Origin of the sequence: Streptomyces sp. NPDC093546 (assembly GCF_044765045.1) — a bacterium.
In the GTDB taxonomy this organism is placed as follows: domain Bacteria; phylum Actinomycetota; class Actinomycetes; order Streptomycetales; family Streptomycetaceae; genus Streptomyces.
Genome location: NZ_JBIWJG010000003.1, coordinates 353417 through 367129 on the forward strand (window position 1 = coordinate 353417; position 13713 = coordinate 367129).

Here is a 13713-nt window from a genome sequence, read left to right on the forward strand (position 1 = left end):
CGGGACCGGGCGGGCCCCCTCCGCACGGCGTCCGCACCGGCGTACGCTGGGAGTATGAGCACCGCCCCCACCCCCGGCCCGCGAGCTGCGAAGCCCGAGCCGGCGCCGTCGAAGAAGAAGCCGGCGCTGGACTTCGACGATCCGCTCGACCAGCAGTCCGCGGACGACACGGACCGTGGTTGGGGTGAGCGGACTCCTGAGGGTGACGGCGCCGCCGATCTGGCGCGCTTCATCGACGAGAAGCCGCCGCACCACATGTGAGCCGGCGCCCGAGCCGACACCCGGGCCGGGACCCGAGCGGCCCCGGCCGCGGGCTGCGGTGCGTCCGGCCGCTGCGGTGCGTCCGGCCGCCGCGAGGTGTCCGTCCGGAGACGTCCTAGCCGCTCTGCCCGCCCCGCTGGGCGACGAGCGCGTCGCGGATCTGCTTGAGCACCTCCAGCTCGGTGACCTCCAGGGTCTCCTTGACGCCCGCCTTCTCCTTCTGCAGCGCCGCCCGCCGGGCCAGGTACTTGGCCATGGGCAGCACCATCAGGAAGTACACGACCGCGGCCGTGATCAGGAAGCTCAGCGTGGCGCTGAGCACCGAGCCCCACAGGATGGGGATGCCGCTGACGATGTCCCCGCTCGCGTTCACCCGGCACGGGCCCTTCAGGCAGGACTGGTAGCTCTCCAGGTCCTTGGTGCCGAAGGCGCCGACGATCGGGTTGATCACGCCCCGCACCACCGAGTTGACGACATTGGTGAACGCGGCGCCGATCACCACCGCGACCGCCAGGTCGATCACGTTGCCCCGCATCAGGAAGGCCTTGAAGCCCTCCAGCAGGCTCTGCTTCTTCTCCTGGCTCACCACGGTGCCCTTCGTCGGATGTGCGGTTGGCCCAGCCATTACGCCGGGTACCGTGCGTAACCGTCCAGTCCGTACACACGGACAGGCGATGACCCAGGAACTCAGTGCGAGCCGAGCCGGTACGCATCGGCGCACACCGCCTTCCCCTCCGGAGCCGTGACCGCGTCCGAAGCCGCCAGTGCCGCGGCCGTCACCACCAGCCCGGCGGCCATGGCCCGTCGCCTGCGCCGCACGGCCCGGCGGAGGCGGTGCCGGCCGCCCCGCACCCGCAGCGGCGCGAAGGGCGGCACGCCGCAGAGCTCCGGGACGGGCGAGTGGGAGGGGGAGGCGGAGGCGGAGGGGGCAGAGGAAGGGGAAGGGAGGACGGACATGGGGCACCACCCGTGGTCGTGAGGAGAGTCGTGAGGAGATCCGGCGGCGTTCCGCCGACGCCCTCACGATCCCGCGTCCTCACCGATCCCGCTTGAGCCTGTGGACAACCCCGGGCTTGTGGAAAACACAGCCCCCCGAGGGGACTACGGCAGCTCGATGCCGAGATCCCACCCGTCGTGCGCCCGCGTGCACAGGCACGACCGGCTCTCCGTCTCCGGCAGCGCCGCCACCGCGTCGAAGAGCACCTCCCGCAGCCGCCCGACGTTCTCGCCGAACACCCGCAGCACCTCGGTGTGCGAGACGCCCTCGCCCGTCTCCGCGCCCGCGTCCAGGTCCGTGACCAGCGCCATCGACGTGTAGCAGAGTGCCAGCTCGCGGGCGAGCACCGCTTCGGGGTGCCCCGTCATCCCCACCACCGACCAGCCCAGCGCCGCGTGCATCCGCGACTCGGCCCGGGTCGAGAAGCGGGGGCCTTCTATGACGACCATGGTTCCGCCGTCCACCGCCTGCCACCCGCGGCCGTCCGCCGCCGCCAGCGCCACCTTGCGCCCCTCGGGGCAGTACGGGTCGGCGAAGGTGGTGTGCACGACGTTCGGCACGCTGCCGTCGGGCAGCGGCTCACCGTCGAAGTACGTCTGCGTCCGCGCCTTCGTACGGTCCACCAGCTGGTCCGGTACGAGCAGGGTCCCCGGTCCGTACTCCGGGCGCAGCCCGCCCACCGCGCACGGGCCCAGCACCTGGCGTACGCCGACGGACCGCAGAGCCCAGAGGTTGGCGCGGTAGTTGATGCGGTGCGGCGGCAGGTGGTGACCGCGGCCGTGTCGTGGCAGGAACACGACGCGCCGACCGGCCAGTTCGCCGAAGAACAACGAGTCGCTCGGGCTCCCGTAGGGAGTGGTGACCTCGACCTCGGTGACGTCCTCCAGGAAGGAGTAGAAGCCCGAGCCACCGATCACGCCGATCTCAGCGCGGATCTCCGCGTTCGCGTTCGCCATGCGGTCACCCTAGCCGCGGGCCCGAACGCCGGGGACCCCGCCGTACGAAACGGCGGGGTCCCCGGAAAGCGCGCGTGATGCGTGGGAAGGAGGAGGATCAGGCGGCGGAGCTGGTGCTCCCGCTCGACGTGCTGGACGAGCTCGACGAGGTCGAGGCGCTCGACGCGGCAGGCTTCGCGTCCGAGGACGAGCCCTTCCCCGAAGAGGACGTGGACGACGACGCGGGCGAGCTGCTCGACGACGCGCCACGGCTGTCGTTGCGGTAGAAGCCGGAGCCCTTGAAGACGATGCCGACGGCCGAGAACACCTTCTTCAGGCGTCCCTGGCAGCCGGGGCACTCGGTCAGCGCGTCATCGGTGAACTTCTGCACCGCCTCGAGGCCCTCGCCGCACTCGGTGCACTGGTACTGGTAGGTCGGCACTGTGTCTTCCTCCTGGCACTCTCACTCATTGAGTGCTAACGAGAGTCAATAGTGACGCATTCCGCGGGATCAGTCCACCGTCACCGGCACTCGGTGACCGACGCCACGTGCCACGGTGAGGCTCGCGGCGCGCGGCGCCAGCCGCGACCGGAGTGCCACCAGGGTGGCCAGCGCCAGCGCCGTACCGGCCAGCGGCACCAGGAAACCGGTGCTCGCGCCGTAGCCGTCCGCGAGCCGGCCGGCCACCGTCACGGCCGCCGCCTGGCCCAGCGCCACGGCGCCGGTCAGCCAGGTGAACGCCTCGGTACGGGCCGAGGCCGGCACCAGCGACTCGACCAGCGTGTAGCCGGTGATCAGCGCGGGCGCGATGCACAGGCCGACGATCAGGCCGAGGGCGCCGAGCAGCACCACCGAGTGCGCCGTCCACAGCAGGGAGGCGGTCACGGTCAGCGCCGCGTAGCCGAGGATCAGCCGGCGGCGGGGCCCGGTCTTCCAGGCGATCGCGCCGACCGCGAGGCCGGCCAGCATGTTGCCCGCGGCGAAGAGCCCGTACAGCACGCCGTTGACGCCGGGGTTCCCGATCTCCTCCGTGAACGCGGTCAGCGAGACCTGCATTCCGCCGAAGACCGAACCGATGCCGAGGAAGGCGACCGCCAGCACCCGGATGCCGGGAATGGACAGGGCCGAGGCCCGCTCGCCGCGTGCCTGGCCGCCGGAGAGATCGGCCTCCAGGCCGAACGCCGGCTGGGTGCGCCGCTGGGCGGCGAAGAGGAGGCCGCCGACGAGCGTCAGCGACGCCTCGGCGATCAGACCGGCCGCGGGGTGGACGCCGGTGCACAGCGCGGTCGCGAGGACCGGGCCCACGACGAAGGTGAACTCGTCGGTGACGGACTCGAAGGCCGCCGCCGTCGACATGAGGGGCGAGCCCTCCAGGCGCGCCGCCCAGCGGGCCCGCACCATGGGCCCGACCTGCGGCACGGAGGCGCCGGTCGGCACGGCCGCGGCGAACAGGGCCCACAGGGGCGCGCCGGCGAGCGCCAGCGCCGTCAGCACGGAGACGGACGCGGCGTGCACGAGGACGCCCGGGACCAGGACGGCGCGCTGGCCGAAGCGGTCGGCGAGCTTGCCGCTCTGCGGCGCGAACAGCGCCATGGAGACACCGGTGACGGCGGCGACGGCACCCGCGCTGCCGTACGAACCGGTGGTGTGCTGGACGAGCAGGACGATGCCGATGGTCAGCATCGCGAAGGGCTGCCGCGCGGCGAAGCCGGGGAGCAGGAACGTCCAGGCGCCGGGGATGCGCAGGAGCTGTCCGTAGCCGGGACGCTTGACAGCGTCAGTGGTGTTGACCGTGGATGCCACGGCCCGTGCCTTTCTGCCGCCTGGTGGCGCGCCCCGGGATGTGGGGAGCCGCCGAGAGCTGTCCTCTTGCGCGGAACTGCGGTAGATACCGGTGCCCGCAGCCTCAGGCTGCTTCAGGGGCTTCACGGCCGCCATACGGTCGCGCCAGCTCTGCGTCAGGCAGAGTTGGTCGATCTGGTTCGGTCGATCAGTGTGCCTTCATGATACAGGGGGAGCGGCGTGTGTCGCCTGTGAAATTGCCGACGTCATCTTCTGTTCACCTATGAACAGCCGACCGGCCAGGGGACGGGAATCGTGACCGGTCGGCAAACGCGTCCGGTCAGCCCGTTCCCAGCCATCCGGCCAGCTTGCCGCCCTGCCCGACCGCCCGCAGCCGCCGCTCCGCCGCGTCCCGCACCGGGTCCGTCGCCACCACCAGCAGCTCGTCCCCCCGCCGCAGCACGGTGGACGGCGACGGTACGAAGCTCTTGCTCTCCCGTACGACGAGGGTGACGGCGGCGCCCGGCGGCAGGCGCAGCTCCGCGACCTCCACGCCGTGCATCTTGGACGCTTCCGGGATGGACAGCGACAGCAGGTGTCCGCGCAGCCGCTCCAGGGGCGCGGACTCGATGCCCAGGTCGGCGGCCTCGCCGGAGTCGCGCAGGCGCAGGGCCTTCGCGAGCCAGGGCAGCGTCGGGCCCTGGACCAGCGTGTAGACCACGACGAGGACGAAGACGATGTTGAAGATCTTCTCGCTGCCCTCGATCCCGGCCACCATGGGGATGGTCGCCAGGATGATGGGCACGGCGCCGCGCAGGCCCGCCCAGGAGAGCAGGGCCCGCTCCTGCCAGGGCAGGCGGAACGGCACCAGGCTGAGGACGACCGACAGCGGCCGTGCCACCAGGGTCAGCACCAGTCCGACGACGACCGCCGGCCAGAAGTCGTCGATCAGCTCGTGCGGGGTCACCAGCAGCCCCAGCAGCACGAACATCCCGATCTGCGCGATCCAGCCCAGTCCCTCGGCGAAGCCCCGGTTCGCGGGCGCGTGCGGGAGCTTCGCGTTGCCCAGCACCACCGAGGCCAGGTAGACGGCGAGGAAGCCACTGCCGTGGGCCATGGCGCCGGCGGCGTACGCGACCACCGCGATCGCCATCACGGCGATCGGGTACAGGCCGGAGGCGGGCAGGGCCACGTGTCGCAGCCCGAACGACCCGAGGAAGGCCACCGTCAGGCCGATGGCGGCGCCGATGGCCAGCTCCAGGGCGATCTCGCCGACCAGGACGTACCAGCTGTCGACCGGGCCGGCCGTGGAGAAGGCCACCACCAGGATGACGACGGGGGCGTCGTTGAAGCCGGACTCCGCCTCCAGGACGCCGGTCACGCGCGAAGGGAGGGGCACTTTGCGCAGCACGGAGAAGACGGCGGCGGCGTCGGTCGAGGAGACGACCGCGCCGATGATCAGCGCCTGCCGCCAGTCCAGGCCGACCAGGTAGTGCGCCCCCGCGGCGGTGACGCCCACGCTCACCGCGACGCCGACGGTCGACAGCACCGCCGCCGCCGGCAGGGCGGGCCGGATCTCCCGCCACTTCGTGCCCAGGCCGCCCTCGGCCAGGATCACCACGAGGGCGGCGTAGCCGATCACCTGGGTCAGGCCGGCGTTGTCGAAGTGGACGCCGCCGATGCCGTCCTGGCCGATGGCGATGCCGATCCCCAGGTACAGGAGCAGGCTGGGCAGCCCGCTGCGGGACGAGATGCGCACCGCCGCGACGGCGATGAGCAGGACGAGCGAGCAGACGAGCAGGAGTTCGTTGAGCTGGTGGACAGTCAGTGGCCGATCCTTCCCTCACGCACGCGCCGGACCGTTTCGTCGCTCCAGCCGCCGGTTACTTCGTTACCTTACCTAATCTTTAACGTTTTCTTGACTCCTCCTCCATCTGCGGAGCACCGGCGGAGCGCCCGCGGAGCACCGCCTCCGGGTGCTGCCGGGGGCCGCAAGGGGCCTGCCGAGACCCCCTGGGACGGCCCCGTACTGACACCGCGTCCGGGCCCGGCGAGCGCTGCGCCTATGGTTGCTCCCAGCACACCAGGACCAGCCTGCGCCTCGAAGGACAGCGATGCCCGCCAACACCACCGCCGCTTCCACCAAGAAGAAGGGGCGACGCGCCCGCCTGCTCGTGTTCGCTCTGGTGCTGGCGCTGGTCGCGGGCGTCGGTTACGGGGCCTACTGGACCGTCAGTACGGTGCGTGCCCCCTTCCCGCAGACCAGCGGCACCATCGACCTCGAAGGGCTGAGCGCCCCCGTCGACGTCAAACGCGACGGACACGGCGTTCCCCAGCTCTACGCCTCCACCGACGAGGACCTGTTCCGCGCGCAGGGGTACGTCCACGCGCAGGACCGGTTCTGGGAGATGGACGTACGCCGCCACATGACGTCCGGCCGGCTCTCCGAGATGTTCGGCAAGGGCCAGGTCGACACGGACGCCTTCCTGCGCACGCTCGGCTGGCACCGGGTGGCGGAGGAGGAGTACCGCACCAAGCTGTCGCCGGAGACCAAGAAGTACCTCCAGGCGTACGCGGACGGCGTCAACGCCTACCTGAAGGGCAAGGAGGGCCGTGACATCTCCGTCGAGTACGCCGCCCTCGCCTTCGACAACGACTACGCCATCGAGCCCTGGACGCCGGTCGACTCCGTCGCGTGGCTCAAGGCGATGGCGTGGGACCTGCGCGGCAACATGCAGGAGGAGATCGACCGTTCGCTGATGACCAGCCGGCTCAGCGAGAAGCAGATCAAGGACCTCTACCCGGCGTACCCGTACGACCTGCACCGGCCGATCGTGGACAAGGGTGGGGTGGACGCCGCCAAGGGCGAGTTCGACCCGTCCGCCAAGCCGTCCGACGCGGATGCGGACGCGAACACGGGTACTGGCGACACCGGCACGGCGGGCTCCGAGGGCACCTCCGGGGCCTCCGCGGACGGCTCCGGCGCCTCGGGTGCCGGCGGGGGCGCGAGCACGCCTCAGGGGGCCGCTGAGGGCTTCCAGGCGCAGCTGTCCTCGCTGTCCGCGTCCCTGGAGGAGATTCCGGCGCTCCTCGGCCCCAACGGCAACGGCATCGGATCCAACTCCTGGGTCGTCTCCGGGAAGTACACGACCACCGGGAAGCCGCTCCTGGCCAACGACCCGCACCTGGCGCCCCAGCTGCCGTCCCTCTGGTACCAGATGGGGCTGCACTGTCGCGAGGTGTCCGACAAGTGCCGTTACAACGTCGCCGGGTACACCTTCTCCGGTATGCCCGGTGTGATAATCGGTCACAACCAGGACATCGCCTGGGGCTTCACCAACCTGGGCGCCGACGTCAGCGACCTCTACCTCCAGAAGGTCTCCGACCGGGGCTACCAGTACGGCGGCAAGGAAGTGCCCTTCACCACCCGCGAGGAGACGATCAAGATCGCGGGCGGCGGCAGTCGGACCATCACCGTCCGGACGACCAACAACGGCCCCCTGGTCTCCGACCGCAGCAACGAGCTGGAGAAGGTCGGCGAGAAGGCCCCCGTGACCGCCTCGGCCCCGGACCGCGGCGACGGGTACGCGGTCTCCCTCCGGTGGACCGCCCTGGACCCGGGCAAGTCCATGGACGCCGTGTTCAAGCTGAACCGCGCCAAGGACTTCAAGGAGTTCCGCGAGGCCGCCCGCGACTTCGAGGTGCCGTCGCAGAACCTCATCTACGCCGACGCCAAGGGCGCCGAGGGCCACATCGGCTACCAGGCACCCGGAAGGATCCCCGTCCGCGCCGAGGGCCACGACGGCACGATGCCCGCGCCCGGCTGGGACCCGAAGTACCAGTGGAAGAAGGACCCGGTCCCGTTCGAGGAGCTCCCGTACGAGGAGAACCCGGACCGCGGCTACATCGTGACCGCCAACCAGGCCGTGATCGACGCGGAGAAGTATCCGCATCTGCTCACCAAGGACTGGGGCGCCGGCTCGCGCAGCCAGCGGATCAACGACCTCATCGAGTCGAAGATCAAGGACGGCGGCAAGATCTCGACCGACGACATGCGCACCATGCAGATGGACAACAGCAGCGAGATCGCCGAGATGCTGACGCCCTACCTGCTCAAGATCGACATCTCGGACCCGTACGTCCGTGAGGCCCAGAAGCTCCTGGAGGGCTGGGACTACACCCAGGACGCCGATTCGGGCGCGGCCGCGTACTTCAACGCGGTCTGGCGCAACGTCCTCAAGCTCGCCTTCGGCGACAAGCTCCCCAAGGAGCTTCGGGTCAAGGGAGAGTGCCTCAATGTGCGCCCGGCCGACTCCACCAGCCCCATCGACGAGCAGAACAAGCTCGTGCGCGAGTGCGGCCAGCGCGACGGCGACACCGCCCAGCCGGACGGCGGCGACCGCTGGTTCGAGGTGGTCCGCCCGCTTCTGAAGGACGAGAAGAACGGGTGGTGGCAGTCGCCGGCCAGCCGCATCGACGAGGGCACCAACACCCGCGACGAGCTGCTCAAGCGCGCCATGGTCGACGCCCGCTGGGAGCTGACGGCCAAGCTCGGCAAGGACGTCGGCAGCTGGAGCTGGGGCCGGCTGCACCAGCTGACCCTGAAGAACCAGACCCTCGGTACCGAGGGCCCGGGCTTCCTGCAGTTCCTGCTGAACCGGGGCCCCTGGAACCTGTCCGGCGGTGAGGCGGCGGTCAACGCCACCGGCTGGAACGCCGCGGCCGGCTACGAGGTCGTCTGGGTCCCGTCCATGCGGATGGTGGTGAACGTCGGCGACTGGGACAAATCCCGCTGGATCAACCTGACCGGCGCCTCCGGGCACGCCTACAACGCGCACTACACCGACCAGACGGAGATGTGGGCCAGGGGCGAGCTGCTCGACTGGGCCTACAGCGACCGGGCGGTGGACGCCAAGACGGTCGACCGGCTGGTGCTCAAGCCGTAAAAGCCGACCGGCGCCGTCTCACGCCATCAGGCCCCGGAAGGGCCTGAACCGCAGCGTGACGTCCGGGGTCACCACCGCGTGCACGGGGTGGTCGTGCGGTTCCTCCGGGACCCGCTCGACCACCTCGTTCGCGTAGAGCAGCACCACGAGGTACGGATCCTCCCCGGCCCGTACGAAGCGGGCCAGGACCCGGTCGTACGAACCGCCGCCCCGCCCCAGGCGCATGCCCCGCGCGTCGACGGCGAGGCCCGGCAGCAGGACCGTGTCGGCCTCCAGGACGGCGTCCACGCCCAGGGTCGGCCCCGACGGCTCCAGGAGCCCGCGCCGGGCCCGCACGAGCCGCTCAGGGCCCTCGTAGGGGGCCCAGTCGAGGTCGTTGTCGGGCAGCAGCACCGGCAGCAGGACGCGTACGCCCCGGGCGCGCAGCGCGTCGAGGAGCGCGCGCGTGCCCGGTTCGCTCCCCACCGACACATATGCGGCAACCGTCCGGGCCCTGCGCAGCTCGGGCAGCTTGAGGGCCAGCTCGGCGAGAACCGAGGCCGCTTTTTCGACGTCCTCACTGGTCAGAAGGGTCCGCGCGTCGAGCAGTTGGCGCCGCAGAGCGGTCTTTTCGGACATGCCGCCGGTCATCATGAACTCTCAAACCCCTCATATACGCCTTTATGGGAGGGAAGTTAACCGGACGCTAATCTTCTGCCCATACCAACCCGATAGGGTGCTCCGCATGACTCAGTCGCACCACAGGATCAGCAAGGCTGTCATCCCGGCCGCAGGCCTTGGCACCCGGTTCCTGCCGGCCACGAAAGCCACTCCCAAAGAGATGCTCCCTGTGGTCGACAAGCCCGCCATCCAGTACGTCGTCGAGGAGGCCGTGGGTGCCGGCCTCTGCGACGTACTGATGATCACCGGCCGCAACAAGCGGCCCCTCGAGGACCACTTCGACCGCAACTACGAGCTCGAGGAAGCCCTCGTCAAGAAGGGCGACCAGGAGCGCCTGGGCAAGGTCCGGGAGTCCAACGACCTGGCCACCATGCACTACGTCCGCCAGGGCGACCCGCGCGGCCTCGGCCACGCCGTCCTGTGCGCCGCGCCGCACGTCGGCGACCAGCCCTTCGCCGTCCTCCTCGGCGACGACCTCATCGACCCGCGCGACCCGCTGCTCCAGCGCATGATCGAGATCCAGGAGCGCGAGGGCGGCAGCGTCATCGCCCTCATGGAGGTCGAGCCCTCCCAGATCCACCTCTACGGCTGCGCCGCCGTCGAGTCGACCGGCGACTCCGACGTCGTCCGCGTGACCAACCTGGTCGAGAAGCCCGACCCCGCCGAGGCGCCCAGCAACTACGCCATCATCGGCCGCTACGTCCTGGATCCGGCAGTCTTCGGGATACTCCGCGAGACCGAGCCGGGCCGCGGCGGCGAGATCCAGCTCACCGACGCCCTCCAGAAGCTCGTCGCCGACGAGAAAATCGGCGGCCCCGTCCACGGCGTGGTCTTCAAGGGCCGCCGCTATGACACCGGTGACCGAGGCGACTATCTGCGGGCGATTGTCAGACTCGCGTGCGAACGTGAAGATCTGGGACCGGACTTCCGTTCCTGGCTTCAGCGTTACGTCACCGAGGAGATGTAGGGATTGAGCAGCACGACCTGGTCGGTGGACGACCACCTGGAGGACATCCTCGGCGCCATCCGCCCGCTCGACCCCATCGAGTTGCAGCTGCCCGACGCCCAGGGCTGTGTCCTGGTCGAGGACGTCATGGTGCCCGTCGCCCTGCCGCCCTTCGACAACAGCTCCATGGACGGGTACGCGGTACGGGTCGCGGACGTCACCGGCGCCAGCGAGGAGTTCCCGGCCGTCCTCACCGTCATCGGTGACGTCGCGGCGGGCACCGGGGGACTGCCCACCGTCGGCCCCGGCCAGGCCGCCCGCATCATGACCGGCGCGCCGCTGCCGCCCGGCGCGGAGGCCGTCGTCCCGGTCGAGTGGACCGACGGCGGCACCGGCGGCGCGCCCGCCACCACCATGCGCGCCGCGAGCGCCGCCCCCGAGGGCGCGAGCGGCGAGGTCCGCGTCCACCGCCCGGTCGAGCCCCGCGCCCACGTGCGCGCGCGGGGCAGCGACGTCCAGGCGGGCGACCTCGCCCTGGAGGAGGGCACGGTCCTCGGGCCGCCGCAGATCGGCCTGCTCGCCGCCATCGGGCGCGGCACCGTGCGGGTGCGTCCCCGCCCGCGCGTGGTCGTGCTCTCCACCGGCAGCGAGCTGGTCCAGCCGGGCGAGGAGCTCGGCCCCGGCCGGATCTACGACTCCAACAGCTTCGTGCTGGCCGCCGCCGCGCGCGACGCCGGGGCCATCGCGTACCGGGTCGGCGCCGTCACCGACGACGCCGAGACGCTCCGCGCCACCATCGAGGACCAGCTGATCCGCGCCGATCTGCTGGTCACCACCGGTGGCGTCAGCGTCGGCGCGTACGACGTCGTCAAGGAGGCCCTGTCCTCCGTCGGCGACCAGGACGAGCCGGGCAGCGGCATCGACTTCCGCAAGCTCGCCATGCAGCCGGGCAAGCCCCAGGGCTTCGGCTCCATCGGCCCCGAGCACACCCCGCTGCTCGCCCTGCCGGGCAACCCGGTCTCCTCGTACGTCTCCTTCGAGCTGTTCGTCCGCCCCGCCATCCGCGCCCTCATGGGCCTGGCGGACCGCCCGGACGTCCACCGCCCCCGCGTGCGGGCCGCCCTCGCCGCCGACGAGCCGCTGTCGTCGCCGTCCGGCAAGCGCCAGTTCCTCCGCGGCCGGTACGACGCCGAAGCGGGCACCGTCACCCCCGTGGGCGGCACCGGCTCCCACCTGATCGGCGCCCTCGCGCACGCGGACGCGCTGCTCGTCGTCCCGGAGGACACCACCACCGTCGAGCCGGGCGCCGAGCTGGAAGTGGTCCTCATCGGCTGACGGGACGGGTGTGGCGGTACGGTGTCTGCCGCTGTGCCTTCCCGGGGGACCACCCCCGGCCCCCGCCGGCGCGACAATGGGCCGTGGCGGGGCAATCGGCGCCGGAACACGCGAGGCGGAGTTCAGCAGTGAGTACGCAAGGCAGCCTGACGCACATCGACGAGGCCGGAGCGGCCCGCATGGTCGACGTCTCCGAGAAGGACGTGACCGCCCGCACCGCCCGCGCCACCGGCCGGGTCCTGGTCTCCCCCCGCGTGGTCGAGCTGCTGCGCGGCGAAGGCGTCCCCAAGGGGGACGCGCTGGCCACCGCCCGTATCGCGGGCATCATGGGCGCCAAGCGCACGCCCGACCTGATCCCGCTCTGCCACCCCCTGGCCGTCTCCGGCGTCACGCTCGACCTGACGGTCGCGGACGACGCGGTCGAGATCGCGGCGACCGTGAAGACCACCGACCGCACGGGCGTCGAGATGGAGGCGCTGACCGCCGTGTCGGTGGCCGCGCTGACCGTCGTCGACATGGTCAAGGCCGTCGACAAGGCCGCCGTCATCACGGACGTACGGGTGGAGGAGAAGACGGGCGGCAAGTCCGGCGACTACCGCCGCGCCGCCGAGGCGGACGGAGCGGCCCAGTGACCCCCCGGGCCGGCCACGTCCACGGCGCGCACGACGCCCACGAGCCGCAGGCGCGGGCCGAGCAGGAGGCCCAGGGGCCGGCGTACCGCGCCCTGGTCGTCACCGCTTCCAACCGGGCGTCCGCCGGGGTGTACGAGGACAAGGGCGGCCCGATCCTCGTCGAGGGCCTCACCGCGCTCGGCTTCGCCGTCGACGGCCCGGTGGTCGTCCCCGACGGCGACCCCGTGGAGGCGGCCCTGCGCGAGGGGGTCTCCGCCGGGTACGACGTCATCGTCACCACCGGCGGCACCGGCATCTCGCCCACCGACCGCACCCCCGACGTCACCCGGCGCGTCCTCGACCACGAGGTGCCCGGCATCCCGGAGGCGATCCGCGCGTACGGCCGCGACAAGGTCCCGACGGCCGCCCTCTCCCGGGGGCTCGCCGGGGTCGCCGCCGGCACCCTGATCGTGAACCTGCCGGGCTCCACCGGCGGTGTACGCGACGGCCTGGCCGTCCTCGGCCGGCTGCTCGTCCACGCGGTCGACCAGCTGCGCGGCGGCGACCACCCCAGACCGTCATGAACCCCGCCTGGCCCGTGACCCTGGTGGACGGACGGGTCGCCCTGCGCCCGATAAAGCTGCGCGACCAGCGGGCCTGGCGCGAGGTCAACCGGCGCAACCGCGACTGGCTGCGCCCCTGGGAGGCGACCATCCCGCCACCCGCCCCCGGCGGCCCGCTGGTGGAGCGCCCGACGTACCGCCAGATGGTCCGCCATCTGCGCGCCGAGGCGAACGCGGGCCGGATGCTGCCCTTCGTGATCGAGTACGAAGGGCAGCTCGTGGGCCAGCTGACGGTCGCCGGCATCACGTGGGGCTCGATGTGCTCGGGCCACGTGGGGTACTGGGTGGACCGCGAGGTCGCGGGGCGCGGTGTCATGCCGACCGCCGTGGCGCTCGCCGTGGACCACTGCTTCCGCGCGGTGGGACTGCACCGGATCGAAGTCTGCATTCGCCCCGAGAACATGCCGAGCCGCCGGGTCGTCGAGAAATTGGGATTCCGCGAGGAAGGCCTGCGCCCGCGCTACCTCCACATCGACGGCGACTGGCGCGACCATCTCGTCTTCGCCCTCACGGCGGAGGAGGTCCCGGAGGGGCTGCTGCGCCGCTGGCACCGGGTCCGACCGGGAACACCCCGGTAAATAAGAAATGTGTTCGAATTAAAGCGTGAGTCGACCAG

At 71.5% G+C, this 13713-nt stretch carries 14 protein-coding genes; 7 read left to right on the forward strand and 7 right to left on the reverse strand.

What is annotated here, in order from left to right; genetic code table 11:
- Window positions 1-54 precede the first annotated feature (54 nt).
- Window positions 55-261 (forward strand): hypothetical protein, encoded by a 207-nt coding sequence (locus ACIRNI_RS08090; protein ID WP_403549389.1) that lies wholly within the window; start codon window positions 55-57, stop codon window positions 259-261.
- Between the two features lie 115 nt (window positions 262-376).
- Here the strand turns inward: ACIRNI_RS08090 and ACIRNI_RS08095 are convergent, their stop codons facing one another.
- The 6 genes from ACIRNI_RS08095 to ACIRNI_RS08120 form a co-directional block, all read right to left on the reverse strand.
- Window positions 377-886 (reverse strand): MscL family protein, encoded by a 510-nt coding sequence (locus ACIRNI_RS08095; protein WP_403549391.1) that lies wholly within the window; start codon window positions 884-886, stop codon window positions 377-379.
- A gap of 62 nt (window positions 887-948) precedes the next feature.
- Window positions 949-1218 (reverse strand): hypothetical protein, encoded by a 270-nt coding sequence (locus tag ACIRNI_RS08100; RefSeq protein WP_403549393.1) that lies wholly within the window; start codon window positions 1216-1218, stop codon window positions 949-951.
- 144 nt (window positions 1219-1362) lie between these two features.
- Entirely contained in the window at window positions 1363-2214 is an 852-nt protein-coding gene (locus ACIRNI_RS08105) for an S-methyl-5'-thioadenosine phosphorylase (RefSeq protein ID WP_355353780.1), read from the reverse strand.
- Between the two features lie 97 nt (window positions 2215-2311).
- On the reverse strand, window positions 2312-2635 hold the full coding sequence (locus ACIRNI_RS08110; protein WP_403549395.1) for an FmdB family zinc ribbon protein: 324 nt from the start codon (window positions 2633-2635) through the stop codon (window positions 2312-2314).
- 69 nt (window positions 2636-2704) lie between these two features.
- Window positions 2705-3997 carry an MFS transporter gene (locus ACIRNI_RS08115; RefSeq protein ID WP_403549397.1) on the reverse strand — a complete coding sequence of 431 codons (1293 nt, stop codon included), beginning with the start codon at window positions 3995-3997 and terminating at the stop codon, window positions 2705-2707.
- A 319-nt stretch (window positions 3998-4316) separates the two neighbouring features.
- A complete protein-coding gene (locus ACIRNI_RS08120; protein ID WP_403549873.1) occupies window positions 4317-5804 on the reverse strand; it encodes a potassium/proton antiporter in 1488 nt (495 codons plus the stop codon).
- Window positions 5805-6090: 286 nt separating this feature from the next.
- On the opposite strand from ACIRNI_RS08120, the gene ACIRNI_RS08125 reads away from it, so the two are divergent.
- Window positions 6091-8922, forward strand: a complete 2832-nt coding sequence (locus ACIRNI_RS08125; protein WP_403549399.1) for a penicillin acylase family protein — start codon at window positions 6091-6093, stop codon at window positions 8920-8922.
- Between the two features lie 18 nt (window positions 8923-8940).
- Here the strand turns inward: ACIRNI_RS08125 and ACIRNI_RS08130 are convergent, their stop codons facing one another.
- Complete coding sequence (locus tag ACIRNI_RS08130) at window positions 8941-9552, reverse strand: 5-formyltetrahydrofolate cyclo-ligase (RefSeq protein WP_403549875.1); 612 nt, start codon at window positions 9550-9552, stop codon at window positions 8941-8943.
- 94 nt (window positions 9553-9646) lie between these two features.
- On the opposite strand from ACIRNI_RS08130, the gene galU reads away from it, so the two are divergent.
- From galU to ACIRNI_RS08155, 5 genes are all read left to right on the forward strand, one after another.
- Window positions 9647-10549, forward strand: a complete 903-nt coding sequence (galU, locus tag ACIRNI_RS08135) for a UTP--glucose-1-phosphate uridylyltransferase GalU (protein ID WP_403549401.1) — start codon at window positions 9647-9649, stop codon at window positions 10547-10549.
- A 3-nt stretch (window positions 10550-10552) separates the two neighbouring features.
- Window positions 10553-11863: a gephyrin-like molybdotransferase Glp gene (gene glp, locus ACIRNI_RS08140; RefSeq protein WP_403549403.1), complete on the forward strand. Its 1311-nt coding sequence runs from the start codon at window positions 10553-10555 to the stop codon at window positions 11861-11863.
- Window positions 11864-11991: 128 nt separating this feature from the next.
- Window positions 11992-12495, forward strand: a complete 504-nt coding sequence (gene moaC / locus ACIRNI_RS08145) for a cyclic pyranopterin monophosphate synthase MoaC (protein ID WP_403549405.1) — start codon at window positions 11992-11994, stop codon at window positions 12493-12495.
- Window positions 12496-12587: 92 nt separating this feature from the next.
- Complete coding sequence (locus ACIRNI_RS08150; protein ID WP_403549876.1) at window positions 12588-13058, forward strand: molybdenum cofactor biosynthesis protein B; 471 nt, start codon at window positions 12588-12590, stop codon at window positions 13056-13058.
- Window positions 13059-13072: 14 nt separating this feature from the next.
- A complete protein-coding gene (locus ACIRNI_RS08155) occupies window positions 13073-13675 on the forward strand; it encodes a GNAT family N-acetyltransferase (RefSeq protein WP_403549878.1) in 603 nt (200 codons plus the stop codon).
- The last annotated feature ends 38 nt before the right edge of the window (window positions 13676-13713 follow it).

Bases quoted from the DNA above. Each gene is read 5' to 3' on its own strand.
- ACIRNI_RS08090 (WP_403549389.1), top strand. From the start codon at position 55: ATGAGCACCGCCCCCACCCCCGGCCCGCGAGCTGCGAAGCCCGAGCCG.
- ACIRNI_RS08105 (WP_355353780.1), bottom strand. From the start codon at position 2,214: ATGGCGAACGCGAACGCGGAGATCCGCGCTGAGATCGGCGTGATCGGT.
- ACIRNI_RS08130 (WP_403549875.1), bottom strand. From the start codon at position 9,552: ATGACCGGCGGCATGTCCGAAAAGACCGCTCTGCGGCGCCAACTGCTC.
- ACIRNI_RS08125 (WP_403549399.1), top strand. From the start codon at position 6,091: ATGCCCGCCAACACCACCGCCGCTTCCACCAAGAAGAAGGGGCGACGC.
- ACIRNI_RS08100 (WP_403549393.1), bottom strand. From the start codon at position 1,218: ATGTCCGTCCTCCCTTCCCCTTCCTCTGCCCCCTCCGCCTCCGCCTCC.
- ACIRNI_RS08095 (WP_403549391.1), bottom strand. From the start codon at position 886: ATGGCTGGGCCAACCGCACATCCGACGAAGGGCACCGTGGTGAGCCAG.
- galU (WP_403549401.1), top strand. From the start codon at position 9,647: ATGACTCAGTCGCACCACAGGATCAGCAAGGCTGTCATCCCGGCCGCA.